Source organism: Dokdonia sp. Hel_I_53, from assembly GCF_007827465.1.
Classification (GTDB): Bacteria; Bacteroidota; Bacteroidia; order Flavobacteriales; family Flavobacteriaceae; genus Dokdonia.
The window spans coordinates 1030534-1056601 of sequence record NZ_VISL01000001.1; the positions used below are offsets into that span (position 1 = coordinate 1030534).

General features: G+C 35.8%; 25 protein-coding genes. 9 read left to right on the top strand and 16 right to left on the bottom strand.

Features of this window, described 5'->3' with window-relative positions:
- Window positions 1-39 precede the first annotated feature (39 nt).
- From OD90_RS04525 to OD90_RS04535, 3 genes are all read right to left on the bottom strand, one after another.
- Window positions 40-1248, bottom strand: coding sequence for a DUF4856 domain-containing protein (locus OD90_RS04525; protein ID WP_144667208.1), 1209 nt, complete (start codon window positions 1246-1248; stop codon window positions 40-42).
- 246 nt (window positions 1249-1494) lie between these two features.
- The gene (locus OD90_RS04530) at window positions 1495-2781 is read right to left on the bottom strand and encodes a DEAD/DEAH box helicase (protein WP_144667211.1); all 1287 of its coding nucleotides are present in this window, start codon (window positions 2779-2781) and stop codon (window positions 1495-1497) included.
- A 128-nt stretch (window positions 2782-2909) separates the two neighbouring features.
- Window positions 2910-3665, bottom strand: a complete 756-nt coding sequence (locus OD90_RS04535) for a lipopolysaccharide kinase InaA family protein (RefSeq protein WP_144667214.1) — start codon at window positions 3663-3665, stop codon at window positions 2910-2912.
- 135 nt (window positions 3666-3800) lie between these two features.
- On the opposite strand from OD90_RS04535, the gene OD90_RS04540 reads away from it, so the two are divergent.
- Together OD90_RS04540 and OD90_RS04545 are read left to right on the top strand one after the other, a co-directional pair.
- Window positions 3801-4361 carry an L-threonylcarbamoyladenylate synthase gene (locus OD90_RS04540; protein ID WP_144667217.1) on the top strand — a complete coding sequence of 187 codons (561 nt, stop codon included), beginning with the start codon at window positions 3801-3803 and terminating at the stop codon, window positions 4359-4361.
- A 115-nt stretch (window positions 4362-4476) separates the two neighbouring features.
- Window positions 4477-5892, top strand: a complete 1416-nt coding sequence (locus OD90_RS04545) for a CCA tRNA nucleotidyltransferase (RefSeq protein WP_144667220.1) — start codon at window positions 4477-4479, stop codon at window positions 5890-5892.
- Window positions 5893-5991: 99 nt separating this feature from the next.
- Here OD90_RS04545 and OD90_RS04550 read toward each other — a convergent pair whose 3' ends face one another.
- The 5 genes from OD90_RS04550 to OD90_RS04570 all read right to left on the bottom strand — a co-directional run bounded on the left by OD90_RS04550 (window position 5992) and on the right by OD90_RS04570 (window position 10350).
- Window positions 5992-6237 (bottom strand): CDGSH iron-sulfur domain-containing protein, encoded by a 246-nt coding sequence (locus OD90_RS04550; RefSeq protein ID WP_144667223.1) that lies wholly within the window; start codon window positions 6235-6237, stop codon window positions 5992-5994.
- 107 nt (window positions 6238-6344) lie between these two features.
- Window positions 6345-7121: a subclass B1 metallo-beta-lactamase gene (gene bla, locus OD90_RS04555; protein WP_144667226.1), complete on the bottom strand. Its 777-nt coding sequence runs from the start codon at window positions 7119-7121 to the stop codon at window positions 6345-6347.
- Window positions 7121-8479 carry a DEAD/DEAH box helicase gene (locus OD90_RS04560; protein WP_144667229.1) on the bottom strand — a complete coding sequence of 453 codons (1359 nt, stop codon included), beginning with the start codon at window positions 8477-8479 and terminating at the stop codon, window positions 7121-7123. Before OD90_RS04560 ends, bla begins: the two co-directional genes overlap by 1 nt.
- Window positions 8480-8617: 138 nt before the next feature.
- On the bottom strand, window positions 8618-9448 hold the full coding sequence (locus tag OD90_RS04565; protein ID WP_144667232.1) for an ABC transporter permease: 831 nt from the start codon (window positions 9446-9448) through the stop codon (window positions 8618-8620).
- Between the two features lie 8 nt (window positions 9449-9456).
- Complete coding sequence (locus OD90_RS04570) at window positions 9457-10350, bottom strand: ABC transporter ATP-binding protein (RefSeq protein ID WP_144667235.1); 894 nt, start codon at window positions 10348-10350, stop codon at window positions 9457-9459.
- A gap of 96 nt (window positions 10351-10446) precedes the next feature.
- Between OD90_RS04570 and OD90_RS04575 the strand changes: the two genes are divergently transcribed.
- On the top strand, window positions 10447-11520 hold the full coding sequence (locus tag OD90_RS04575; RefSeq protein ID WP_144667238.1) for a hypothetical protein: 1074 nt from the start codon (window positions 10447-10449) through the stop codon (window positions 11518-11520).
- A gap of 32 nt (window positions 11521-11552) precedes the next feature.
- Here the strand turns inward: OD90_RS04575 and OD90_RS04580 are convergent, their stop codons facing one another.
- From OD90_RS04580 to OD90_RS04590, 3 genes are all read right to left on the bottom strand, one after another.
- Window positions 11553-12608, bottom strand: a complete 1056-nt coding sequence (locus OD90_RS04580) for a nucleoid-associated protein (RefSeq protein ID WP_144667241.1) — start codon at window positions 12606-12608, stop codon at window positions 11553-11555.
- A 137-nt stretch (window positions 12609-12745) separates the two neighbouring features.
- Window positions 12746-13261, bottom strand: a complete 516-nt coding sequence (locus OD90_RS04585; RefSeq protein ID WP_144667244.1) for an IS1096 element passenger TnpR family protein — start codon at window positions 13259-13261, stop codon at window positions 12746-12748.
- A 37-nt stretch (window positions 13262-13298) separates the two neighbouring features.
- Window positions 13299-14345, bottom strand: coding sequence for a COX15/CtaA family protein (locus tag OD90_RS04590; protein WP_144667247.1), 1047 nt, complete (start codon window positions 14343-14345; stop codon window positions 13299-13301).
- A gap of 245 nt (window positions 14346-14590) precedes the next feature.
- On the opposite strand from OD90_RS04590, the gene OD90_RS04595 reads away from it, so the two are divergent.
- Window positions 14591-15199, top strand: coding sequence for a SatD family protein (locus tag OD90_RS04595; RefSeq protein WP_144667250.1), 609 nt, complete (start codon window positions 14591-14593; stop codon window positions 15197-15199).
- Window positions 15196-15912 (top strand): DUF3307 domain-containing protein, encoded by a 717-nt coding sequence (locus OD90_RS04600; protein ID WP_144667252.1) that lies wholly within the window; start codon window positions 15196-15198, stop codon window positions 15910-15912. The genes OD90_RS04595 and OD90_RS04600 overlap by 4 nt, the downstream gene beginning before the upstream one ends.
- A 67-nt stretch (window positions 15913-15979) precedes the next feature.
- On the opposite strand, the gene lpdA is transcribed toward OD90_RS04600, so the two are convergent.
- Window positions 15980-17377 (bottom strand): dihydrolipoyl dehydrogenase, encoded by a 1398-nt coding sequence (gene lpdA / locus OD90_RS04605; RefSeq protein WP_144667255.1) that lies wholly within the window; start codon window positions 17375-17377, stop codon window positions 15980-15982.
- 148 nt (window positions 17378-17525) lie between these two features.
- On the bottom strand, window positions 17526-18371 hold the full coding sequence (locus tag OD90_RS04610; RefSeq protein WP_144667258.1) for a DUF2911 domain-containing protein: 846 nt from the start codon (window positions 18369-18371) through the stop codon (window positions 17526-17528).
- A 140-nt stretch (window positions 18372-18511) separates the two neighbouring features.
- On the opposite strand from OD90_RS04610, the gene OD90_RS04615 reads away from it, so the two are divergent.
- The 4 genes from OD90_RS04615 (at window position 18512) to OD90_RS04630 (ending at window position 21935) form a co-directional block, all read left to right on the top strand.
- Window positions 18512-19174 carry an MIP/aquaporin family protein gene (locus OD90_RS04615; RefSeq protein WP_144667260.1) on the top strand — a complete coding sequence of 221 codons (663 nt, stop codon included), beginning with the start codon at window positions 18512-18514 and terminating at the stop codon, window positions 19172-19174.
- 178 nt (window positions 19175-19352) lie between these two features.
- Window positions 19353-19862, top strand: a complete 510-nt coding sequence (locus tag OD90_RS04620) for an SRPBCC family protein (protein WP_144667263.1) — start codon at window positions 19353-19355, stop codon at window positions 19860-19862.
- A gap of 11 nt (window positions 19863-19873) precedes the next feature.
- Complete coding sequence (locus OD90_RS04625; protein ID WP_144667266.1) at window positions 19874-20572, top strand: SDR family NAD(P)-dependent oxidoreductase; 699 nt, start codon at window positions 19874-19876, stop codon at window positions 20570-20572.
- A 52-nt stretch (window positions 20573-20624) separates the two neighbouring features.
- Window positions 20625-21935, top strand: coding sequence for a cryptochrome/photolyase family protein (locus tag OD90_RS04630; protein WP_144667269.1), 1311 nt, complete (start codon window positions 20625-20627; stop codon window positions 21933-21935).
- 15 nt (window positions 21936-21950) lie between these two features.
- Here the strand turns inward: OD90_RS04630 and OD90_RS04635 are convergent, their stop codons facing one another.
- The 3 genes from OD90_RS04635 to zwf all read right to left on the bottom strand — a co-directional run bounded on the left by OD90_RS04635 (window position 21951) and on the right by zwf (window position 25974).
- Window positions 21951-23588, bottom strand: a complete 1638-nt coding sequence (locus OD90_RS04635) for an ABC-F family ATP-binding cassette domain-containing protein (protein WP_144667272.1) — start codon at window positions 23586-23588, stop codon at window positions 21951-21953.
- Window positions 23589-23698: 110 nt separating this feature from the next.
- Window positions 23699-24412 (bottom strand): 6-phosphogluconolactonase, encoded by a 714-nt coding sequence (gene pgl, locus OD90_RS04640; protein WP_144667275.1) that lies wholly within the window; start codon window positions 24410-24412, stop codon window positions 23699-23701.
- Between the two features lie 47 nt (window positions 24413-24459).
- Window positions 24460-25974, bottom strand: a complete 1515-nt coding sequence (zwf, locus tag OD90_RS04645) for a glucose-6-phosphate dehydrogenase (protein WP_144667278.1) — start codon at window positions 25972-25974, stop codon at window positions 24460-24462.
- Between the last annotated feature and the right edge of the window lie 94 nt (window positions 25975-26068).

The window sequence follows — 26068 nt, forward strand, 5'->3', positions numbered from 1 at the left end:
GGAGCCAATGGGCTCCCTGTTAGTAGGTGTTATCTCCTATTAGCTAGCTGCCTGCTCTAGTGTGAAGTCAAAACGGTCTGCTATTGTATTTGAAATTGAATCTAGTGTTTCAGGTGTAACTTCCCATAGTCCGTTACCAGCTGTAAGTTGGCTTACAATTTCTTGCACTTCTTCTCTAGATAAGTAAGGTGCATCTGTATCAGGGTTACGCGTAAATTGTAAACTATATACAAATCCAAAACCTTCTGATAAGTCATGGAATGCAGTTCCATAATTACCCTGCTCTACTGCATTTTTACCTTGTTGTAAGTAATAAATTGCTCTTACTCCAATAACCTCAGAAATTTTTGTTCTCAAGATCTCTGCTTGCTCATCTCTTAATTCGTAGTCCTTTGCAACGATTGCTGCACGACCTAGTTTAAAAGCATCAAAAACATCTTGGGCGATACCTGCAAAATCTTCATCTCCATCTACACGACCCAAGTATCTGTTTAAAAAGTAATCATCTGTACCTATGGTAGCATTTGCATTTGCTGGATCTACACTGTTACCAAAGAGATATCCAAAAGCCTCATCCCACTTATGCTCCATATCTGTATATGCCTTATCCTCTACAAGTACATCTGCATCATTATCTGCTACGTTAGTACCTGCATCTAATACATTTGTACCTAGGTAATTATTAAGCATCTGATCTACCATTAAGGCACCTATAAGACTTTTTGCAACTACTTGATTATATTCTAAACCATTTGCTGCTACATAACGCGTACTTTCGCCATCTGCTATTTGACCCGCAACACCTACAGAGGCTTGTGTATTTTGAGCTGGAAATACTTCATTTATTTGTGTTGTGAAGTGTGATTCTATATACTCTCTAATTTGGGCTGAGGCAGCTGCATTTGTAGAAAAGTAATCTGTAGAAGCAGCTACTTTGCTTTTTACACTTTTATCTGATGCATTAAGATCATCACTTTCAAACGGTGTATTCTCGTTTGCAAACATATTTGATAAAGATGCTATTGAAGCATTTTCAAAATCAATCATTTCGCCCACAATCTCTTGCGCCATGGCAATACGTGTTGTTTGTCCTGAGAAGCTTACGGTGCTTTCTCCATTTCTTTCAAATGAGTATGATGCTGGTGCAACTACTTCGATTTCTGGCTCTATTATTAAAATATCGTCATCCTCACAAGATGTGAAGGCGATGGTCGTAATGGCTAGTGCTATTGGTAAGAAGTTTTTCATGTTTATTTAGACTTAATATAAATAGTGAATTTGTTTACGACGGCAAAAATACTATTGACTTTTAATTTGCACAAGTTTATTTAGAATAAATTAAAATAAGATGAATTAATTAGAAAGATAACCTGTGTTACTAACTGTTCTACAGTATATTAAAACACTTATATTTTACGGTAGTTATCTAAAACAAATAGCCTCATTAGTATTAATAATGAGGCTTTTTATAAAATATGGTTGGCAAAATAATAATTAACGCCTTCTCCTACTAGCGGTAGTTTTTGATTTTCTGTCACCAGAACTAGGTCTGCTATTACTTTTTTGAGAACCGCCTCTAGCGTTACGGCGTCCCTTTTGATGTCTAGCTTTATTTTCGGCAGCCTCTTTTTTTAATTGCTCTATAGTATCTGTAGGTTGAAAACCTTCAACGACTTCACTTTGTAATTTTTCGCCTAATAGCTTTTCTATGCCTCTTACGTATTCTACTTCATCTACGCCTACCAGAGAAATTGCTTGACCGCTGGCTCCTGCTCTACCCGTACGACCAATACGATGCACATAATCTTCTGGTACATTAGGTAATTCATAATTTATTACATGGGGAAGCAATGGTATATCTAAGCCTCTTGCTGCAATATCTGTAGCTACAAGCACTCTAATTTTGCCAGATTTAAAACCGTCTAAAGCTTTGACTCTAGCATTCTGAGTTTTGTTTCCATGAATAGCAGCAGAGGTTATGCCCGCTTTGTCTAATTTTTGACTTAATCTATTAGCACCGTGCTTAGTTCTTGTAAAAACAAGAACTTGATCCCAATTACCATCCTTAATGAATTTGGTAATCAATTCCGTTTTACGAGACTTGTCAACTCTGTATGTTTTCTGCTCTACTTTTTCTGCCGTTGTATTTTCTGGAGTGGCTTCTACCAAAATTGGATTGGTTAAAAAGTTATTTGCCAGAGATTTAATTTCTTTAGAAAATGTTGCGCTAAATAAAAGATTCTGTCTTTTTTCAGGAATAAGTTTCAATACTTTTTTGATATCATGAATAAAGCCCATATCAAGCATTCTATCTGCTTCATCAAGCACTAAAAACTCAATGTTTGATAAACTTAAAAGTCCCTGATTTTCTAGATCGAGTAAACGACCTGGTGTAGCAACCAGAATATCAATTCCTTGACGTATGGTACGCACCTGCGGATTTTGATTGACTCCACCAAAAATTACCGTAGACTTCACATCTAGGTATTTACTATACTCTCTTACATTATCATAAATTTGAGCGGCCAGTTCACGCGTAGGTGTGAGTACTAATGCTCTTATTTTACGTTTACCACGATGTGGATTTTCGGTAATTATCTGTAACATGGGAAGTGTAAAACCTGCGGTTTTACCAGTTCCTGTTTGTGCACTTGCTAGTACATCTCTTCCTTTTAAAACTTGTGGTATTGCTTTTTCTTGAATAGGTGAAGGCGTTGTATAGCCTTTTTCGCTCACAGCTTTGAGCAGGGCATCAGATAGCCCTAATTTTTTAAATGACATAAATAGGTTTTGTGAAATGACCTATATGTAGCCACTCCTTTAAGCCGGCGAAGGTATCACTAATTAATGGATATTATGGGTTTTAGAGGTGAATAGCACCATTTCGCTTTCGCGAAAGCGTAAAAAATCTACTTTTTCCAAAATTTAAGTCGCTTCTTTACAAGCTTCTTTTTGTAGAAAGCTTCCTGGAAGTCTGCTATTTCTTGAAACATAGCCTCAAACACTTCATCAAAAGAATGACCACTTAATACTGCATACTCTCTAGCCATGATGATGATATCTTCTTCTCGAGGTGATAATCTAGCAAAATTGCGCATGCGAGCTTTAAAGTCCATTGGACCAAATTTCATTCGATTTAAATCTACCAAATAAAAATCATAGCCTTCATCCTTTATGACAATAAGCGTATTGCCTAACGAATGATCAAGGAAGTTAATTTCCTTTTGATGTAATTCATACGTAAAGGCCGTAAATGCTTTTAAAATCTTCTCATTACCTAAATAGGGTGATTCTTTACACAAATCTCTATAGGTAAGATCATAACTTAGGTGATTACTTACATAGTAACTCTTCCCAAAGAGAAGGCCTTCCTCCTCAAAATAGGCTATAGGTTGTGGAGTTAAAACACCTCTTTCTAAAAGAATATGGGCATATTCAAAAGAACGGCGTGCTTTTGAATCTCTAAAAGATTTATAAGCAACACGATTAACAAGGTTAGGTACTTTAAATGATTTTACGTTTATGGTAACGTTCCCTAGATCAAAAAGTTTAAGAGAGTTACGCTTGCGTTCATCAAACTTTTTGCCGCTAGTATCAAAGTTTATAATGCACTTTTCAATAGCCGTTTTATCTCCCGCAAATGTTTTTGAAAATACCGTTTTCACAATGGCAAAGCTACAAGAATATTGATAAATAATTCTTTGGAATCTTCTATTTAAATATCCTGAAAAGCGTTGTGATTGCAATTACATTGTCAAAACGTGAGTAAACACTACTTTTCTATTTATTTTTGCAGCATTATGAAAGAAGATCACGACAAGGCACTAGCTGTTTTAAAAAGAGGAGGTTTGATATTATACCCTACAGACACTGTTTGGGGTATAGGATGTGACGCAACAAATCCTGATGCCATTGATAAAGTATATGCATTAAAAAAACGTGCAGAAGCACAGTCCCTCATTTGTCTTGTAAGTGATTTTAAAATGCTTAATCAATATATAGAAAACATACCTGAAGTGGCATATGACATCTTAAAATATGCTGATAAACCGACTACAGTAATCTATGACGACCCAATACGCATCGCTACAAATGTTATTGCGCCAGATAATAGTACTGCATTTCGTGTTTGTCGTAATAAATTTTGCAATTTTTTATTGAAAAAATTTAGGAAACCCATCGTTTCTACTAGTGCAAACGTTAGTGGGCAACCTACACCTATGTCATTCAGTGAGATTTCACAAGAAATTAAGGACGGCGTAGATTATATCGTATCTATTGATCAAAAAAGAAAATCCTCTAAGCCTAGCGCAATTATAAAACTTACCGAAGATGGAAAGGTAAGTGTCATACGCAAATAAAGCTTTCGCGAAAGCGGGAACTTAAATTTTGAAAGACAATCCTCTAAAGATCATTTGTAATGATTTAATATCTAGCACTGGCTAAAAATTATTACAAGACATTTTATTAGTACCAATGAATTTAAAAAAAGCACTTTCCAATTCAATATTTAATACAATTACTAAGGCAGCAGATGATTTATCTCTAGAATCTTACGTAATAGGGGGCTTTGTGAGAGATTTCCTCTTAAAACGCGGAAAAGAGAAGGATATTGATATTGTTGCCATTGGAAGTGGTATTAAACTAGCAAGAAAAGTTTCAGATTTATTACCAAGTAAACCAAAGATACAAGTCTTTAAGACTTACGGTACTGCGATGCTCAAATCTAATGACATTGATGTAGAATTTGTAGGAGCTCGTAAAGAATCTTATGCACAAGACAGCCGTAATCCTATTGTAGAAGATGGAACGCTAGAAGACGATCAAAATCGTAGGGATTTTACTATAAACGCGCTTGCGATAAAGTTAAATAGTGATGGATATGGAGAGCTAATAGATCCCTTTAATGGACTAAGCGACCTTGAGCGTAAAATTATAAGGACTCCTCTTGATCCAGATATTACTTACAGCGACGACCCCTTACGGATGATGCGTGCAATAAGATTTGCTACCCAGCTAGATTTTATGATAGAGCGCAGCTCCATAGAATCTATAACTCGCAATGCAGATCGTATAAAAATTATTACTAACGAACGTATAGTAGACGAGCTTCATAAAATCATGCTGAGCGATGTCCCGTCAAAAGGATTTTTGTTATTAGAAAAAACTAGAATTCTCCAGCATATACTTCCAGAACTTACTGCACTCAAGGGAATCGATGAAAAAGAGGGCCAAAAACACAAAGACAACTTTTATCATACACTTGAAGTAGTAGACAACATTTCAAAACATACCGATGATTTATGGTTACGATGGGCAGCCCTGTTACACGATATAGGGAAAGCGCCTACTAAACGTTTTTCAAAAAAAGTGGGGTGGACGTTTCATGGTCACGAATTTGTAGGCTCAAAAATGGTTTACAAACTATTTAAGCGTCTTAAGATGCCCTTAAATGATAAAATGAAGTTAGTTCAAAAACTTGTTTTGATGAGCTCTAGACCTATTATTATCTCAGAAGACCATGTGACAGATAGTGCTGTGCGTCGATTAATTTTTGATGCTGGCGACCACATAGAAGATTTAATGACTTTATGTGAAGCAGATATAACGACTAAGAATCCTCGGAAATTCAAGAAATACCACAACAATTTTCAAATTGTACGTGAGAAGATGAAAGAGGTAGAAGAACGTGACCATATACGTAACTTTCAGCCGCCTGTCTCTGGAAAAGAAATTATGGAACGTTTCAATTTAAAACCTTCACGTGAGATTGGGACTTTGAAAGAAGCAATTAAAGAAGCAATTCTTGAAGGTGAGATCCCTAATGACAAAGAAGCTGCAATAGCATATATGCTTGAAAAAGCAAATGAAATGGGCTTAAAAAAATCCTGAGTCTTATTTTTTTTATAAAATTAAATTCGAAATAAAAATCCCGAAAATTCATTGAGAGATTTCGGGATTTTTATTCCAAATATGTTGCTAAAATAATATTTAGCAAGTTTTGTGTGTACCATCGCAATACGGTGGATTCATCGTCATCTTACATGTACACAAATAAACAGTTCCAGTTTGTTCTGCTTCAAACCTAAGGCTTGGAGTACTCTCTGCTGCTTTGTGACCTCCGTCACAGTAGGGTTGGTTTTCTGAGTGACCGCAAGTACACCAAGAATATTTCTTTCCTGCAACAACTTCGCAAGCTATTGGCTCCTTACCAGCCATTTTTTTATTGTCCTCCATAGTTTATTTTAAAAAGATAAAAGTCATGTTAATTATGATGAAGATACTCAAATATTAAAATCTAAGAAAGTAGACTCACAATATAGATTGAGTATGGATTATCTATATTAATACAACAAGCTCTTTGAAACTTTAGCAAAATTATCTTCAAACAATCTTATTGTGTAATCCAACAATTCTTCACCTCCTCTTCTACCATGTCCTGGAATTATAAGTCGCGTGTTAGGGTAGGTTTCTTTAACCTTTCTTATTGTATTCGACCATTCTGCTATAGATGCATCTGCTAGATTCCCCTTAGAACCATCTACTGGTTTAATTAAACATCCACCCAATAAAATATGATCATTTTCAATATAGGCGACAGCATTGTCATTCGTATGTCCAGCCCCTGGGTAAAACATAGAAATTTTATTAGTACCTAAAAAAAGACTATCTACCATCTCAAATGAATGACTCAAAAAGATAGAATCTTTGGCCAGCAGTTGAGTGGTTTTTAATGACGCATATGTTGGAATATTAGCTTTGACAAAAGCGTTTATTCCCCCGGCTGCATCATTATGAGAATGGCTCACCATTACCGCTTTGATCTCAGATTTCAAATCTCTTGTAATATAGGCTATAAGTTGCTCTGAAATAGAATCATTAAGAGGTGTGTCAAATACAAAGACTTCACTTCCTTCTTTTCTAAAGAAGCCATTGCAAGGAATATAGCCTCCCTTACCATCTTTGAGATACGAAACATGTAGAAAATCATTCTCTGATAATTTTACAATTTCTAAAGGTCTCACATATGGCTGTATGTTAGAATCACTGCCATCCCAACAAGATTGCTGGAAACACAAAAAAGAAATAATGACTAAAAGTTGTAGCGACTTTTTAAACATTATTTTCTTTTATTTCTTTTATTGTAATTTTTATCACCTTTTGTTTTAGGCTTTTTATATTTTTTGGCAATCTCACGTCTATATGAACCTCCTAGGTTCATCTTACTATTCTTCTCACTTTTCTCATGAAAAGCAGGTCCTGGAGCATCTTCGTCATTCTTATTCCACTTATGTGGGTTAAAAATTTCCTTTGCCTCTGGGCGCTCTTCTGGTGTAAGCTCCTTTGAAATTTCGAGATCTTCTGGCAATGCCTTTTCAGGAACCTTAATTCCCATAAGCAGTTCAATCTCTTCTAAAAACTTCTCTTCTTCTGGAGTAGAAAAAACAATAGAGATACCTTCTCTTTGCGCCCTACCCGTACGACCTATTCTATGTAAATAATTTTCTGGAAAGCGTGGTGTGTCAACATTTATAACGTGAGTAATATCGTCAATATCTAGTCCACGAGCCATCACATCTGTAGCAACCATCATCCGTACTTTACCTTCTGAGAAGGAATTGATACTGTTTATACGGTAGTTTTGAGTCTTGTTTGAGTGTATCAAGTCTACCTGACCTGGGAAAGCCTCTTCGAGCTTTAGGTAAAGTCTATCTGCCATACGCTTATCGCGTACAAACAAAAGCACTTTAGGGTATTTTTTAGTTGAAACAAGCTCATCTAATAAGAAATTAACTTTTGTATAAAAGTTAGGCATCTTATAACTCACTTGAGTAATATTCTTTAAGGGTGTACCGCTACGTGCAACCTTAATAAATTTCGGATTACTAAAATAATCTTTAATAAGTTCATCTACATCTTCTGTCATCGTAGCACTAAACATTATATGCTGCCTACGTACTGGCAAAATATCAAAAATATTCATCAATTGTGGGCGAAAACCTAAGTCTAGCATCACATCTACCTCATCAATAACTACTTTTTGAATAGATTTAAGTTGTAGCACTCTACTCACAGCTAAGTCATATAAACGACCAGGAGTAGCAACCACGATATCTTGGCCCTCGGCAATTAGAGCTTTTTGAGTATTGATATTTGCACCTCCATACACCCCTGCAATACGAACATCTATATATTTAGAAAGTTTTTCGAGTTCACTTACAACTTGTAAAACAAGTTCACGAGTGGGCACTAAAATTAAAACTCTTGGATTTTCTTGCCTTGAATATGGCAACGTACGTAAGATGGGTAATAAATAGGCAAAGGTCTTACCCGTACCTGTTTGAGCTATTCCTACCACATCATTACCAGACATCACTGGCGCAAGTGCATCCTGCTGAATAGGTGTAGGGGTTGTGAAGCCCATATCATCGAGGGCGTTCCAAAGAAATTTGTTGAGGTTGAGGTCTTTAAATGTCATAACGTTATCTGCGCGAAAATACTTCTTTTTTTAGGATTGAAGGTGTCTTACAATGACTTAGCAATCAAAAAAAAGACGTAATCCAATAGATCACGTCTTTTTGTAACAATATATTCGCTTTCGCGAAAGCGAATACAATTATAAATCTCTCTTTTTAAGTAATGCAAAACTGCTATATATGAATATGAATATCCATACACAAACGATGGCTATCTCATACCACTCCACGCCATAGTCCATCACCATTTCTGTTTGCAACTGGGTTGCTGCAGTTTGAACAATCTCTAACCTCGTGAATGGTTCATTTATTAAATTCCACATAGAACCCAGCGGAAGGAAATCCCATACCTGCCAAGCAATTTCTTTTGTAGACACGTATGCAGTTCCAAGCCAAATTATCCATTCAAAAATCCACCAAAAAAGCAGAAATCCAAGTGCGAAAGCAGAACGCTTGATGAGTATCCCTAAGAACAAACAGAAGGAGAAGAAAGCAACTAATTTTAAAAAGAATCCAAAAAGAAATTCCAATCCAGTAAAAACGATAGATGCTTCATTAAAATCTGAGAATGAAAATCCTAAAATTAAATTGAGTATGAAAATGAATATAGTAGATATGGCAGAAAAAACTATTACGGTAACAAACTTTGATAGTATAAACTCCTTTTTACTGAGACCATCTATTAAATTTTGTTTAAGTGTTCTATTACTATATTCATTTGCAGTCATGGAGACAATCACCACTGCAAGAAAAAACTTGAGTATGGCTGCCATAAAGGTATTAAAGTGCCAGATATATGGAAAATTAAAAATTCCTTGATCTGCAAGTCTAAACTCTGCACCGAATATATTAAACTTTATTGAAGCTAATAATGCTATAGCAGAGAGTAATATAAAGTATCCTATAATTAAGACTTTTGAGGTCCTACTATGCTTAAGCTTATGATATTCTATGGTTAGTAATCGTAACATTTGGTTTTTTAGTTTTTAGTTAATTCTAAGAATTGTTCTTCAAGACTTTCTTTTCGTTTGACTAGGTGTGTCAGAGTAATCCCCTCTCGATGTAATTGCGAGTTTAATGTTTTCGCTTCAAGCGGGTTTGCTAGAAATCCAGTCAAGAGATCTCCTTCTAATTTAACTTCGCCAAAGTCAGAATGGTCCTCTAAATAAGATTTAAGCAATTCTAGATTATCTGCTCGCAATTCAAAGAAACCGTTACTAGCATTCATTGCATCTACCCTACCTGAATACAGCTTTACTCCTTTACGTAAAATAACAACATGTGTACATACTTTTTCTACTTCGTCAAGCAAGTGAGATGCTAGTAAAATTGTAGTACCTCCTGCTGCAATTTTTTTTATTATCTGCCTTATTTGGTGAATTCCCTGAGGATCTAAACCATTTGTAGGTTCATCAAGGATTAATATCTCTGGATCGTTAAGAAGTGCAGAAGCTATCGCTAAGCGCTGCTTCATTCCTAATGAATAGGTGCTAAATTTGCTATGCATACGATCTAATAACCCAACGACTTCTAGCTTTTCTGAAATCTTATCTGAAGACACTCCTTTTATTTTACAAACTAAAGCAAGGTTTTGCTCTGCAGTCATATAAGGGTAAAAGTTTGGTCGTTCTATGATCGCTCCTACTTTCTTGAGAGCTTCGTGTGTGGTTCCTTTTCCGTCAAACCAATGGAAATTTCCTGAAGTTGGATTTACCACATTAAGCACCATCCCTAGTGTTGTAGACTTACCACTACCATTAGGTCCTAAAATGCCATAGACATTTCCCTTTTCTATAGTAAATGAAAGATCACTTACAGCTTTTACAAGACCAAAATGCTTAGTCAGGTTATTGATTGTTAATATCGTTTCCAAATGTGAAATAGTTTTAGGTTGCTAGTTATTAACAAGACGGTGTAGTTTACTTTTTGTTACAAGCCTTTAGTATCTTTACCAAAAGAAATACGCTCCATGGATGATAAATTAATGTCAAAGAAAAAGCCGTCTTATCCCGTCAGGGAGAAGCTCGATGCCTATTTAAAGACATTTGCCCGTAAAACACAAGTTTCAATTTCTTACCAAGATTTACTAAGATTTACAGGAGGAATTACCGTATACGACAAACACGAAAATGATACGCTGTGGATACGTGTTTATTATCCAGAATTCGAACAAGATGAGATTGAGTATAATCTCAAACGCATATACACTCAACTCCACTCTGATGGTAATGAGAATGTTTTTGACTATCTAAAAATAGACGCCATTGACTTTTGTACGTTCGGAAATTCAAAACCTTTCCGGATTAAAATAATGAATGTATATAACAACAACTACGTCTATTTCTACGTAAAACAGGCAGATGCAAGCCGTATATATGGACTAGAACTTGAGCATATTCTTTCTCCAAACAGGATCAATTTCTTAGTTTTTGAAAATACCCTCATAGAAGAGCATATTGCGGGGATACCAGGCGATGAATTTATAAATAATCATCTGCAACATTGTGATGATTTAGGACTAGCTCAGATTGCAAAAGAGTTTGTAAAATTTAATGAGCGCTGTATGATCACTCTTTTAGGTGATATGCGTTCTTATAATTTTGTAGTTATACCTACGCATGATTTTGATCATGTACGGTATAAAATTAGAGCTATTGACTTTGATCAACAGTGTTATGAAGGGAACTTTAAAGTATACCAACCAGCTATTTTTAAAGAGAATATTAAGTATGTAAGACTGGTAGCAAAAAGGTTAGATAATCGCTCTATTGAACAGTATCGTAACGAGGAAAGAGCCTTACTTGCTAAAAGAATTTTAAATGGTAAAAAAAGATTAACCCGATTACTGAGAGTGATGAGTACAGATCCTATCTCTTCGCGCCAAAATGTAAGACAACTACGTGCAGATATATTTGAATTCACTTCTGACATTAAATTTAAACGTGCTGCAAACATGGGAGCTGTCTTAAGAGCTGCGCTTGAGTTTGTAAAAAGAAATTATGAAGATGTGAGCGTTAAGCGTATAGTTGATGGAACACATTAAAAGAGGCTGAAAGTATTTCCAGCCTCTTTTAATTATTTTTCTTCTTTATTAAAATAGACTAAGTAATAATACATTTGCTTCTCTTCATCCCAGCCCTTCTCTACAAATTTTTGTGCACTCTCTGGATTTATAAAATCCATTTTAATCTGAATGTTTGTATCTAAATTAATAACATTCTTAATTTTTTTACGCTGTGTACTTACTGCAGAGTTACTGATAGGAAAGTTAGTTAGATCTTCAATTTTATATTTTGGAGATTGCTCCATTTTATAGTTTCGGAATTCTGGCACCAACGCTGGATTGTCTATTACTTCATTCATAAAAGCAGTCTCTTCAAATTTGTCATTTTTTGCAAAATGATTTACCGCTCTATTCATAAATAACACCTCTTCCTTTTTATCCTCTGCAGGTAGCACTACATCTTTTGCAAAGTCTTGACAAAACTTGAGATATTTTTTAGTATAAAAATTATCGTCCTCAAAAGCTTCTACACCAAGGAAGTTTTCCAGCCAGTATTTAGTATCATATCTATTAGAATCTACAGACAACACCTTATATCCTTCCTCTGCTTTATGATTAAAAATTAGGCACCCTTTGTCTAATTTGTTGAGATTAATACCTTGTTCAAGTATCATTTGAAGGTTCGTTCCGCTTTCGCGAAATTTCAAAAAGTCTTGTTTTAATTCGCTTTTAAAAATACCTAATGCATCTGTTTTGATATTATCTATCTGCACTCCTTCTAAATGAACGATATATAACTCTCCTGCTTTGATGTGTGGATGATCACTCTGAGCGTAAAGATGTTTTGCAATCTCTTCAGATAATAAATGCGTTGCACTAGGGTTCTCAAAAACTTTTTGTGCTAAGCTAAACAGCTCATTAAAAGTAATATCTTCTTCATGGAAAAATTTATAATAATTCTCTTCTTTCTCTCTAAAAGGCTTAAAGAAAAACTCCTTTACTAATGGCGTTAACTCATCACTTAGAGGGTAAGGATCTTGAGATACAAATAACCCTTCTGCCTTGCCTTTATTACCTACCCTATGTATGGATAGTGACTCAATTTGCGCGCTATATAAATTAATCATAGGGTTTATTTAAAGATTATATTCTTTGATAAATAAGCTTTTCAATGCATTCATTAAAGAAGAGTTTCTTACTAAAAATTTCAGGATTTTATTTACGTACACTCATATAATAATACTAAGCGTATGAATGTTATGTATTAGTTCCAATTCTCATCAAAATTGAGATCGTCAAAATCGTCAACATCATAATCATCATTAAACTCATCATCTTCATCTTCATCTTTTTCTTGAGCTTCCATTTCAAAATGAGGTGCCTGATCTGGGATCTGACCATGCACATACATCAAATTAGGATAAGTAACACCATCCTCTGGCTCTGCAATTTCTGCAAGCTCTACTAAAAAGCGCCACATATTTAAGAAATCATACACATATAAAAGTCGTGTTTGCTTTTCATCTAAAATACTATCTAGTGTCGTTTCATTCATTATTCTTAGGGAACCCTCGCCTTCACCCATATCAAACTGGGCAAACTCCTCTCCTTGCATCCAGGTATCGTCACTTAAATAAAATGCAGCAACCTCTGCCCCATCAAAACCAAAAGACTGGTTAATGCTATTATGTAAATCTTCAAGAGTAGCTGTCGCTTCTATCTCTAAGTCACGATAAACGTCTTCTTCTGTGTCTAGAATCGCTCTAAAACGGTAAATCATACAGTTAAGTTTAAGGAGTGCAAAGATACTTGCTTTCTTATAAAGTTGCCTTTATGGAAACCTCCCTTTTTTTGAAACTTTCTAACAATATATAAAACTGAACCCCAAAAAGTAATGATGCTAGAACTAAATGTAACGGTTGTGTACCAAAGGGAAAATCAAAATAGTACATAGCAATCCCCGTAATTACCTCTAAGCTTATCAAAACTAATGTCCAGTTCATCAGTTTAGTGTGCCCCAATCTAACTGATCTATTTTGCCAGAAGAGATAAATATTAAGTACTGTTACAAGAATAGAAAAAGATCTATGTATATAAAACCAAGATGTAGCAGGATCTAACCAAAGACTTTTTGCATCATACCCCACCTCTGCGACACGTTCATCCACATATTGCCGCACTTGTGTCCCTAACGCTATTTGCACCAGCGTTAATAAACTTGCTACTAGTATGAGACTACTAAAGAGTGAATTGTATTTTTTTTGAGTAAGGAGATTTTCTCTTTGTTGAGAGGCGTGCCACAACCAAAGCAATAAAGCAACGATAAACAGTGCCGCAATCATGTGTATGGTAATTTTTACAGGAAGTAAGTTAGAATCTACCACTTGCTTCCCAAGCCATGCTTGAAAAAGCATTAGAGGCAAGACCAAAAATGATCCAAAAATATAAAGAGATTTCCTGTTCCAGTAGCTAAATGCTAAAACGACCATCAACAGCATAGGTATACCAGCAATGGCAGTAACAACACGATTAATATATTCTATCCAAGTATGCCATACATTAAAAACTGCATAATCATGCTTTTCATATATTTCCCAGTTTCCCTCATTAAACTCGTCTTTTGTCGTAAAATCAGAAGGGGCAATTCGTAAAGATTCTTGTCGTATAATTACTTGGCCTTCTTCATAGGCATGATTTGGTTTCCATTGTATTTCTGACTCCTCTGTAGGGGGTATTAGATAGCCAAAACATTGTGGCCAATCTGGACACCCCATACCACTACCAGTCATTCTCACAACAGCACCTGCAATAATGATAAGATACAAGAATATTATTGATGTCTTAAGGGCTTTACGGTACCACATATGTATAGTTTGAATCTTACAAAAATAACAATTGAGTCGTTTATTATTGGATATTGTGAGTTTCAAATAAAATGAAAATAGATGTGGTTACGCTTTCGCGAAAGCGGTATTTCAACCATCCCCTCTTATCATATCGCACTTGTAAACGATTTCACCACATATCGTCTTTTAAGACGAAATAGGAATATATCGTCTCTAAATACGAAATACTTGCATATCGTCTTCAAATACGATATATTTGTGCTATGAAAAAATTAGTAGCCGTTCTTACTGGTGACATTATTAACTCTCGTGAGGAAAAAGTAACTAACTGGATGCCAGAATTAAAATCTACCTTAGAACGATATGGACCTACCCCTGAAAATTGGGAAATATACCGCGGAGATAGCTTTCAATTGATGCTCCCTGCCTCTGATGGATTCATAGCAGCCTTACACATTAAAGCAACTATAAAAAAATTCAGAAGTATCGATGTACGAATTTCCATAGGTTTAGGGACTATTGATCACGCAGCAAAACGAATTACAGAATCTAATGGCAGCGCATTTTTACATTCTGGTGAAGGTTTTGAAAATCTTAAGAAACAAACATTGGCTATCACATCAAATAATACACAAGAGTTACAAGCAATTCACATAATGATAGATCTTGCAATGCTAGTGGCAAATAACTGGACACCTTCTGTAGCTCAGCTAATCCAAACATACATTGAACACCCAGATAGACAACAAAAAGAAATTGCCCAGCTTCTCAACAAATCTCAGAGCACTGTGAGTGAAACGCTGTCTAGGAGTGGTTATGAAGAAATAATTGCCATACAGCACTATTATAAACAGTTAATACCTAAACAATGATTATATTAATTAAGTTATTACTTGCGCATTGTATAGGAGACTTTGTATTACAACCCGAAAAATGGGTGAAGAATAAAAGAAAAAAAACATACAAATCTCCGTTCTTGTATGCGCATATTGCTGTACATACCTTGGCCTTATTAGTCATTTTTCAATTTGACATAAGCTACTGGCCGTTGTATTTATTTATTTCCACAACTCACTATTTGATTGATCTTGCAAAGCTTAGTCTGTACTCTAAGAAAAAGGATCGCTTACTATTTATACTTGATCAAGTGGCACACCTCATTATGATCTGGATTGTCTTAGTCTATTATAGGTCAGTCTCTTTTGACATGAGTATAGTTTATAGAAATGATGTCCTACTATTCATACTAGCTATTGTATGCTTAACCTCGGTGAGTGGTGTGATAATGAAAATCTTAATGAGCAGATGGTCTCTTGAGGAAAATGATTTAAAACATTCCCTTAGCCAAGCTGGCTTGTATATTGGAATATTAGAACGTCTATTTGTATTTGGATTTATAGTACTGAATCAATGGGAAGCTATTGGACTACTTATAACGGCAAAATCTGTGTTTCGCTTTGGTGATCTTTCAAAAGCAAAGGATCGCAAGCTCACAGAGTATGTTTTAATTGGCACCATGTTGAGCTTTGGAAGTGCAATCATCATAGGTCTAGCCTACGTATATCTCTCTTCAATATTGATTTAAACAGAAAAGAGCTCCTTTCGTTGAAAGGAGCTCTTTTAGTTATTGGTTTCGCGAAAGCGTAAATCAATTAAATATGTAAGGCTCTATCATCAGTAGCTGCAAGTGCGGCTTCTTTAACAGCTTCTGCATAAGTAGGGTGCGCATGACTCATACGAGCCATATCCTCTGCACTTGCTCTAAACTCCATAGCTGTTACTCCCTCTGCAATTAAATCTGCAACACGAGCTCCTACCATATGAACACCTAATACTTCGTCTGTAGTTTTATCTGCTAGAATTTTTACAAATCCATCTGTATCTCCACTAGCACGACTACGTCCCAAAGCACGCATTGGGAATTGGCCTGACTTGTACTCAACGCCAGCGTTCTTAAGCTCCTCTTCCGTTTTACCTACAGAGGCTACTTCTGGCCATGTATAAACTACGCCTGGGATTAAATTATAATCTATATGTGGTTTTTGACCTGCAAGTTGCTCTGCAACTACAACCCCCTCTTCTTCTGCCTTATGCGCAAGCATGGCTCCTTTCACAACATCACCTATGGCATAAATATTTGAAACATTTGTTTTTAAATGTTCATCTACCTCTACACGACCACGATCATCTGTTTTGATACCTACTGCATCTAGGTTAAGTCCGTCTGTATACGCACGACGCCCTACAGATACGAGTACGTAATCACCCTTAAACTCAACTTTTTTTCCTTTCTTATCAGTTGCCTTCACAGTAACCTCATCACCATCACGCTCAACGGCAGTCACACCGTGAGAAAGCGCAAATTTCATTTTTTGCTTCTTGAATACTTTAAGCATTTCCTTACTTTGCGCACCATCCATTGTTGGGATAATACGATCCATGTATTCCACAACCGTTACCTCTGCTCCTAATCTTTTGTATACCTGCCCTAATTCTAGACCTATTACTCCTCCACCTATTACAATAAGATGTTTAGGTACCTCTGGAAGTTTAAGAGCTTCTGTAGACGTAATAATACGTTCTTTATCGATTGTTATAAATGGAAGCGTACTCGGTTTAGATCCAGTAGCTATAATGATATTTTTTGCCTCTAAAGTTGTTTCTTTTTCGCCTTTCACTAGAATATGAGTAGCATCTTTAAAAGAACCCATACCTTGATAAACATCAATCTTATTTTTGTCCATAAGATATTCAATTCCCTTTGTCGTTTGATCTACTACGCTTTGTTTGCGAGCAATCATTTTCTCTAAAGAAAATTTCACATCTCCTAGCTCAATACCATGCTCATCAAAATGTTTTATGGCATCTTCATAATGGTGTGAAGAATCCAGTAAAGCTTTAGACGGAATACATCCCACATTGAGACAGGTTCCTCCTAGTGTACTATATTTTTCTATTATGGCAGTTTTCATTCCTAGTTGTGCACAACGTATTGCTGCTACATATCCACCAGGACCAGAGCCTATCACGGCTACATCATATGAACTCATATTTTCTTTTTAAAAGTTAGACAAAGATACGAAGTTAGGAAGGAGTTTTAAAGTGAAGCTTTAAACCATTTGAGTGATTATATTCGATTTTAATAAATAAAAAAGCCCTCATTGCTGAAGGCTTTCAAAACTTTAGAAATGGAAATTATTACATAGCTCCCCACTCTTTAAGAGAGTCGTTATTCATTTTTATGTAATCCATGTTCCCTGCTTTTTTAGCTCCTGCTAAGGAAGCTTGTGCAGCTTTTATAGCTCCTTTTTTATCTCCTGCTTTTGCAAGTAATAAAGACTGCTGACGCAATTGCCAAAACTTAGGTTCTTTATTCATAGACATTGCTTTCTCCATATACTTGCTAGCTCTCTCAAGATCTTGATCAGTGCTTGAAAGGTAAACCGCTGCGTTATAATAATCTCCCATACTTGGCCCAGACAACACTCTATCTATACTCGCAAGAACTGTTTGATTAGCAGGTACTTCAAAAGGCACAGCTACATACGTTTTGTCCCATTGCATTGTTAAATGTGCTCCATCATTAGATAAATGGTCTACTCCTACCGTAAAAGATTCGGCCGGTATATTAGTCATTTGTACTTTTGCCTTAGTTACAACAGCTACTTTACTATCATCCCATTTTGCTGGAGTTCCCCAATTATTAGTGTCTGTGTATAAATATACTTCCCATTCATTTTCCATAGGCTTAGTATAGATCGCATATTTACCAGATTTTATTTCTTTGCCTCCAATAGTTACAGGGGTTGAAAATTCTATTGTTGTATTTGCATTTGCACCTGTACGCCACATTGCTCCATAAGGAACGAGGTCTCCCATAATAGTACGATCTCTCATTGCTGGACGTGAATATTCTACTGTCACGTCAGTAAGACCTACTTTCTGCATTATTTTGGCTGCTGGACTAGGAGCTGGCGTTTCAATTTGTGAAGTCACAGTCAAGGTAAAAACACCTAAGAAAGCTACTAATAAGAATTTTTTCATAATATTTATTTTTAATGGTTAAAAGATGTTTTATGCTTTCGCTAAAACATCCATACCAACAAAAATACGTCACTCTTAATAGCTAATTGTTAACTAAACCTTAATATACAGAGGCGTATCTTTGCTTAAAACTATCAAATATGAAACGCTATATCGCCGAGCTTATAGGTACATTTTCAATGGTTTTTTGTGGTTGCGCAGCCATGAGCGTTAATGAAATTACCGCGGGATCTGTAACACACCCTGGTATCGCGATTACTTGGGGTCTTATAGTGATGGGTATGATATACGCATTTGGAGACATTTCTGGTGCTCACCTCAACCCCGCAGTAACAGTTGCTTTTGCTTACGCAAAAAAATTTTCTTGGAGAGAAGTACCAAAATATGTCTTGGCACAACTAGTAGGAGCCACAATAGCCGGAGCTTTTTTATGGTTTCTTTTTCCTGAAAGTGAGTTTTTAGGTAGTACAGTGCCTTCTTTTGATTATTTCAGAGCCTTTATTCTAGAAATCCTTCTTGCATTTTTTCTTATGCTTGTAATTATAAACGTATCGACTGGTGCTAAAGAAATTGGTATTATCGCAGGTATAGCTATTGGTGGTATTGTATTACTAGAAGCTATGTTTGCAGGTCCTATGACAAATGCTTCTATGAATCCTGCCAGATCCTTAGGTCCAGCTATTTTCTCTGGAAAATGGGAGCCGATATGGATCTACCTGACAGCGCCATTTATAGGTGCTATTCTAGCAGTAATTAGTTGCAAACTCGTAAAAGATGAACAATGCTGCGATGGCCAGTGTTAAAACAATGAAGACTTACATGCCACTTATAAAGTTATAGCAATCAAATACTTTTGATCAAATGATGTCTCAAAAAATCTTATAATTTTCTAGAAAAGTAAATCATATTTTGTCTTTTGTTTAACTTATGCCTCTATTTTATTAAACATTATCATTGTATTTTAGCTAGATAAACAGTGATATGAAAATTTACCAAATACATTCCAAGCAGAACCTTCCAATAACTTTAGATGAAGCCTGGGAATTCTTATCTAATGCCCGTAACCTTGCAACCATTACTCCAGATTATATGAATTTCAATATCATTTCTGGAGCAGATAGACCTGTGTATGCAGGGCAATTAATCCAATATACCGTTACCCCTCTTGCTAATTTTAAATTAAAATGGGTCACAGAAATTATTAGTGTAAAAGAAGGAGAATATTTTGTTGATGAGCAAAAATATGGCCCCTACGCTATGTGGCACCACAAACACTTTATAAAAGAAATACCTGGTGGTGTAGAAATGGAAGATATAGTAGATTACAAGTTGCCCGCTGGATTTTTAGGCAGAATTGCACATCCATACCTTGTAAAACCAAAATTAGATGAGATTTTTTCATATCGAAAGACGGCTTTAGAAAAAAAGTTTGGAATCTACCAGCTACCAAAACAAGACTCTACAACACTAAAACAGGACATACTCAACTAATAAAAAAACTTATGAGAAAGAATATACTTTTGATAGGAGGAAGCCATGGGATAGGATTTGAAATTGCCAATAAACTACATTCTAAACATACTGTGTATGTTGCATCTCGTACTAAAGAAAACCTCGGTAATCTTGATGTAAATCATCTTCAATTTGACACAGAAAAAGATGAGCTAGATATGTCTGAATTACCAGAACGCATTGATGGATTTATATTTTGCCCAGGAACAATAAACCTTAAACCTTTTAAAAGTTTGAGTACAGAAATTTTTAGAGAAGATCTAGAACTCAATTTTTTAAGTATGATAAAGGTCGTGCATCAAGTATTAGATCATCTTAAAAACTCTGAGCAGGCAAGCCTCGTATTCTTTAGTACGGTAGCTGTGAAAGTGGGAATGCCATTTCATACAAGTGTTGCTGCTGCAAAAGGTGCCATAGAAGGATTTGCAAAAGCACTAGCTGCAGAGTATGCTCCAAAATTTAGAGTGAATGTAATTGCACCATCTCTTACTGACACTTCACTAGCCAGTCGACTTTTAAATAATGATAAAAAGCGAAAAATGATGGATGATCGCCACCCTTTAAAACGAGTAGGCGATGCAAAAGATATCGCAAATATTGCTGCCTTCTTAATTAGTGATGAAAGCAGCTGGATTACTGGACAGGTTCTAGGTGTTGATGGGGGAATGAGTACACTTAATGTTCAGTAGAATTTCGCTTTCGCGAAAGCGAAACAATAAATATCAAATCAAAAAGTAATCTATGTCAAAACAAAAAGTTTCAATTTTCTGGTTTCGTCGTGATCTTCGGCTTGATGATAATGTTGGTTTTCTTGAAGCATTGCGTGGTGATTATCCAGTCTTACCCATATTCATATTTGATAAAGAAATCCTTGATAAGCTACCTGAAGATGATGCCCGTGTAACATTTATTTTCAATACACTCCAGAAAATGCGGGATGAGTTGCAAGATGATTATAAGAGTTCTCTAGCTATGTTTTATGGGAAACCGAAACAGATTTACAAAGAACTTTTAAGTGATTATGACATACAAGCCGTTTATACAAATAGAGATTATGAACCGTATGCTAAAGAAAGGGATGAAGAGATAAAAAATCTTTTAGAAAATCAAGATACTGACTTTCACACTTTCAAAGATCAAGTCATATTTGAAAAAGATGAAGTAGTAAAGAATGATGGAGACCCATATATCGTGTATACTCCATATAAAAATAAATGGAAAGAGCATTTTGATGAGGACCAAGATTTAAAAATGCATTACACTTCTCAAGATCTAAGTAATCTTATAGAAAATAGCAGACTCCCCAATCTCACTTTGAGCGATTTGGGATTTAAAAAATCTACTATTGAAATTCCTGATTATGATGTTACTCCTACCTTAATTGAAAATTATGAGGACACTCGTAACTTCCCTGCGGAGGATGGTACTTCTCGTTTAGGACCACATTTGAGATTTGGTACTGTGAGTGTAAGAAAAATGGTTCGTAAGGCTATTGCAACGAAAAATGAAGTTTTCTGGAGTGAACTCATCTGGCGTGAATTTTTTATGCAGATTCTGTATCACTTTCCAGAAACGAAAGACAATGCCTTTCGCTCTAAATATGACCGAATTGAATGGCGTAACAATGAAGATGAATTTGAAAAGTGGAAAAATGGAGAAACAGGCTACCAGCTTGTAGACGCCGGAATGAGGCAACTTAACGAATCTGGATATATGCACAACAGAGTGCGTATGCTAGTGGCTAGTTTTTTGTGTAAGCACTTACTTATAGACTGGCGTTGGGGTGAAACTTATTTTGCAGAGAAATTATTGGATTACGAGATGAGCTCAAACGTAGGGAACTGGCAATGGGCCGCAGGATCTGGTGTAGATGCTGCTCCATACTTCAGAATCTTTAACCCTATGACTCAAGTAGAAAAATTTGATAAGAATAAGAAATACATTAAAAAATGGGTTCCAGAAGTGGATACAGAAGATTATCCAGAGAAAATGGTGGATCATAAAGAAGCTAGAGAAAGATGTTTAAAAACATACAAATCAGCTTTAGATTAATATAGCACTGTACTCTTATTTTATAAGGTCAATCTCCTTAAGATTTTCAATACGGTTACGTTTTAAGAAATCATCGATGGTCTCAAAATGTTCAATGACTCGCTTTTCTTTAAATTCAAAAACCTTTTTAGACAAGCCTTGAAGGAAGTCGCGATCGTGAGAAACCAATATCAATGTACCATCATACGTTTGTAAAGCTTCTTTAAGAACATCTTTTGACTTGATATCTAGATGATTTGTAGGCTCATCTAAAATTAATAGGTTCACTGGTTCTAATAAAAGTTTTACCATGGCAAGCCTTGTGCGCTCTCCACCAGAAAGTACACTTACCTTTTTATCAATCTGATCCCCAGAAAACATGAATCTTCCCAATATATTTTTTATTTGGGTACGCATATCTCCTTTGGCAACTTCATCTACTGTTTGAAAAACCGTTAATTCCGGGTCAAGTAACGCAGCTTGGTTTTGAGCAAAATAGCCCACTTTTACATTATGACCCAACTCGCAGTGGCCATCTACTGATATCTCTCCAAGAATAGCCTTAATCATCGTAGATTTTCCTTCTCCATTTCTACCTACGAAGCTCACTTTTTCGCCTCGAGCGATATCCATATTTGCATTTCTAAACACTACATGATCATCATAGCTTTTAGAAAGATCTTTAACTTTTACGGGAAAATCACCAGACCTTGGTGCTGGAGGAAAACTTAAAGCTAGTGATGATGTGTCAACCTCATCTATCTCAATGATTTCTAGTTTTTCTAGCATTCGCTCTCTAGAAGAAACTTGATTTGTTTTAGAATACGTCCCTTTAAAACGATCAATAAAAGCCTGATTATCTGCAATAAATTTTTGTTGCTCTTGGTAAGCTTTGATCTGATGTAAACGACGATCTGCTCGCAACTCTAAATAATGGGAGTAGTTTGCCTTGTAATCATAAATACGGCCCATCGTGACCTCAATTGTTCTATTAGTAATATTATCAATAAATGTTTTATCGTGAGAGATCACAATTACAGCTTTTGCTTTATTGAGTAAAAAGTCTTCTAGCCAAATAACAGATTCAATATCTACGTGGTTTGTAGGCTCATCAAGTAAAATAAGATCTGGTTTTTCAAGCAAGATTTTTGCCAGCTCTATGCGCATACGCCATCCTCCAGAAAACTCGCTTGTAGGTTTATTAAAATCTGACCTCTTAAAGCCTAAACCCCTCAATGCCTTTTCTACTTCTTCTTCTATATTTACTTCCTCAATCGCATAATATTTTTCTCCTAAATCTGATACCTGGGCGATGATTTTCATGTACGCATCAGATTCGTAATCTGTGCGAGTTTCTAACTCCTTATTGAGCCTATCCATCTCTGTCTTCATATCAAGCACTTGTGAGAAAGCTTTTGAAGCTTCTTCCATGACGGTGCACTCATCGTCTGTTAACAGGTGTTGTGGTAAATAAGCAATTACGGCATCCTTGGGAGTTCTCACATTACCTCTAGTAGGTTTTTGTGCTCCAGCAATGATTTTCATCATGGTTGATTTACCTGCGCCATTTTTACCCATTAATGCTATTTTATCATTTTCATTAATGGTAAACGACACGTTGCTAAAAAGGGAGTCTCCACTAAACTCTACGGCGAGATTATCTACTGCTATCATTGAATAAATTTAAGATTGCAAAAATATTGTATTGAAAAATTATGATTGGGTTTCGTACGCTTTCGCGAAAGCATAATTCATATCCAAATATGAAGAATTAGGAATTTGACTTATTTATAAATCCCCTGTGCTGCTTCCTCATCCATAAACCAATGTAATTCTCCTGAAAGAGGAGACACCAAACTTGCTGGATACTCTAAATCATCGTTTTGGCTATTCAGAATTGCATCTATTTTATCTTTCTTGGAAGCTCCTGTGACTAGAAATGCAACCGCTTTAGCATTATTAATCACATCTCCGGTCACACTAATACGCTGTTGTCCAGATTCTGGATGAGTGGCTACCACACAAAATTCCGTTGCATCCCACAACTCCATTTCATGCGGAAATATAGAAGCCGTATGACCATCATCCCCCATACCTAATATGACCAGGTCAAATTGAGGCACCTCATTCTCAAGCGGCAAATTTTTCTCTAATTCTTTTGAGTAACGCAACGCCTCTGCTTCTGGAATGTTATCACCTAAAATTCGGTGAATATTTTCTGACGGAATTTCAATTTTAGACAATAAATAATCTACCGTCATTTTATAGTTACTATCATTATCTGTTGGCGGTACACAACGCTCATCTCCCCAGTAAAAATGGAACTTAGACCAATCAGTATGCTTATACTCAGTCGCGAGATGATCAAAAACTATTTTAGGGGTACTTCCGCCAGAAAGAGCTACAGTTATAGATTGTTTATCACTAGCAAGATCTATAAGAAAATCTGCAAATTCCTGAGCAACTTCTTGTTTAGTTTTTGATATATGTAGTTTCATAAAATAATGTAGTTATAAAAATAATACTGGTTAGTTTGAAATTAAACTTAACAGTCAATAACGCAATAATCAGGATCATCTGCTAAGTTAGCTCCTGGATTACGCCATTGATTTGATCCTTCTATAAGCTCATCTGCATGCTGTGGTCCCCAGACTCCTGCAGAGTACCCATAAATGTTAGCCTTTTTGGACTTCCAGAAATTCAATATAGGATCTGTAAATCGCCAAGCAGCCTCTACCTCATCTGCTCTTGCATATAATGTTGCATCTCCCTGCATGGCATCTAGAAGTAAACGTTCATAGGCTTCCATTATATTAGTGTCTCCCAAACTAGAGTAGTAAAAATCGAGATTTCCACGCTCAACTTTAAATCCTTGACCCGGTACTTTTACACCAAATTTCATTAGAATACCTTCATCTGGTTGTATTCTTATAATGAGCTTATTGTCTTTATTAATATTTGAATTTTTAAAAATCTGATGGTGTGGTGACTTAAAGTGTATGACAACCTCTGTTACTTTAGTAGGCATTCTCTTTGCTGTGCGCACGTAAAAAGGAACATCTGCCCATCGCCAATTATCTACATAAAATTTTACAGCAGCATAGGTTTCTGTAATACTATCTGCATCTACATCTTCCTCTTCTCGATAGCCGTTAACGCGCTCTCCATTAATTTTTGAACTTAGATATTGTCCTCTTATGGTGTTCTTCTCTATAGTCTCAGGATCTGTCATTAAGCGTAGTGATTTTAACGCTTTAAGCTTCTCATTACGTATCTCTTCTGGATCTGCACTTAAAGGTGGCTCCATCACTAGCATTGCAACTAGTTGTAATAAATGACTTTGAAACATATCACGCAAAGCTCCAGACTTATCATAATATCCTCCACGAGATTCTACCCCGCCACTCTCTGCATTTGTAATTTCTACGTGATCTATATAATCTCTATTCCACAGCGGCTCAAAAATGCTATTTGCAAATCTGGTGACAAGAATATTTTGAACGGTTTCTTTACCTAAATAATGATCTATTCTATAAATCTGCGACTCCTTAAAATAGCGATGCAAACCTTCATTGAGAGACTTTGCTGTTTCTAAACTATAGCCAAATGGTTTTTCTACAATTAATCGCTTCCAGCCTAGTCGCTCATCATTGAGTCCTTTTGCAGTAAGATTTTTTACTATGGCTTCAAAAAGACTTGGAGGTGTAGAGAGATAAAAAATAAAGTTGTTATCACATTGATAGGTCGTATTCAAATCCTGAATGCGCTCATTGAGTTCTCTATAATCAACATCATATTTTTTATGGAGATCTTCGTAAAAAAGTTTTTCAGAAAATGTTTTAATAAACTCCTCGCTGTCTTCTAAATATTTGCTTTCTAGAGCAACTTGTTTTCTAAAATCCTCATCGGTCATAAAGCTTCGAGCCACTCCCAAGACGACGAAATGCTCTGGTAAATGTTTGTCTTTATAAAGTTTGTACAAAGCTGGGACGAGCTTACGAGCTGTAAGGTCTCCAGATGCACCAAAAATCACAAGCATTTGATTCTCTGTCTTAGGCATAAAGCGGAAGTTGGTTTCTCGGACAAAAGTAACTATTTAGTCGTGTATGCCCAACGTAGTTATCCAACTGTTATCAACCAAAATGAATTATTTC

Bases quoted from the DNA above. Each gene is read 5' to 3' on its own strand.
- OD90_RS04525 (WP_144667208.1), bottom strand. From the start codon at position 1,248: ATGAAAAACTTCTTACCAATAGCACTAGCCATTACGACCATCGCCTTC.
- OD90_RS04530 (WP_144667211.1), bottom strand. From the start codon at position 2,781: ATGTCATTTAAAAAATTAGGGCTATCTGATGCCCTGCTCAAAGCTGTG.
- OD90_RS04540 (WP_144667217.1), top strand. From the start codon at position 3,801: ATGAAAGAAGATCACGACAAGGCACTAGCTGTTTTAAAAAGAGGAGGT.
- OD90_RS04545 (WP_144667220.1), top strand. From the start codon at position 4,477: ATGAATTTAAAAAAAGCACTTTCCAATTCAATATTTAATACAATTACT.
- OD90_RS04550 (WP_144667223.1), bottom strand. From the start codon at position 6,237: ATGGAGGACAATAAAAAAATGGCTGGTAAGGAGCCAATAGCTTGCGAA.
- bla (WP_144667226.1), bottom strand. From the start codon at position 7,121: ATGTTTAAAAAGTCGCTACAACTTTTAGTCATTATTTCTTTTTTGTGT.
- OD90_RS04560 (WP_144667229.1), bottom strand. From the start codon at position 8,479: ATGACATTTAAAGACCTCAACCTCAACAAATTTCTTTGGAACGCCCTC.
- OD90_RS04565 (WP_144667232.1), bottom strand. From the start codon at position 9,448: ATGTTACGATTACTAACCATAGAATATCATAAGCTTAAGCATAGTAGG.
- OD90_RS04575 (WP_144667238.1), top strand. From the start codon at position 10,447: ATGGATGATAAATTAATGTCAAAGAAAAAGCCGTCTTATCCCGTCAGG.
- OD90_RS04580 (WP_144667241.1), bottom strand. From the start codon at position 12,608: ATGATTAATTTATATAGCGCGCAAATTGAGTCACTATCCATACATAGG.
- OD90_RS04585 (WP_144667244.1), bottom strand. From the start codon at position 13,261: ATGATTTACCGTTTTAGAGCGATTCTAGACACAGAAGAAGACGTTTAT.
- OD90_RS04590 (WP_144667247.1), bottom strand. From the start codon at position 14,345: ATGTGGTACCGTAAAGCCCTTAAGACATCAATAATATTCTTGTATCTT.
- OD90_RS04595 (WP_144667250.1), top strand. From the start codon at position 14,591: ATGAAAAAATTAGTAGCCGTTCTTACTGGTGACATTATTAACTCTCGT.
- OD90_RS04600 (WP_144667252.1), top strand. From the start codon at position 15,196: ATGATTATATTAATTAAGTTATTACTTGCGCATTGTATAGGAGACTTT.
- lpdA (WP_144667255.1), bottom strand. From the start codon at position 17,377: ATGAGTTCATATGATGTAGCCGTGATAGGCTCTGGTCCTGGTGGATAT.
- OD90_RS04610 (WP_144667258.1), bottom strand. From the start codon at position 18,371: ATGAAAAAATTCTTATTAGTAGCTTTCTTAGGTGTTTTTACCTTGACT.
- OD90_RS04615 (WP_144667260.1), top strand. From the start codon at position 18,512: ATGAAACGCTATATCGCCGAGCTTATAGGTACATTTTCAATGGTTTTT.
- OD90_RS04620 (WP_144667263.1), top strand. From the start codon at position 19,353: ATGAAAATTTACCAAATACATTCCAAGCAGAACCTTCCAATAACTTTA.
- OD90_RS04625 (WP_144667266.1), top strand. From the start codon at position 19,874: ATGAGAAAGAATATACTTTTGATAGGAGGAAGCCATGGGATAGGATTT.
- OD90_RS04630 (WP_144667269.1), top strand. From the start codon at position 20,625: ATGTCAAAACAAAAAGTTTCAATTTTCTGGTTTCGTCGTGATCTTCGG.
- OD90_RS04635 (WP_144667272.1), bottom strand. From the start codon at position 23,588: ATGATAGCAGTAGATAATCTCGCCGTAGAGTTTAGTGGAGACTCCCTT.
- pgl (WP_144667275.1), bottom strand. From the start codon at position 24,412: ATGAAACTACATATATCAAAAACTAAACAAGAAGTTGCTCAGGAATTT.
- zwf (WP_144667278.1), bottom strand. From the start codon at position 25,974: ATGCCTAAGACAGAGAATCAAATGCTTGTGATTTTTGGTGCATCTGGA.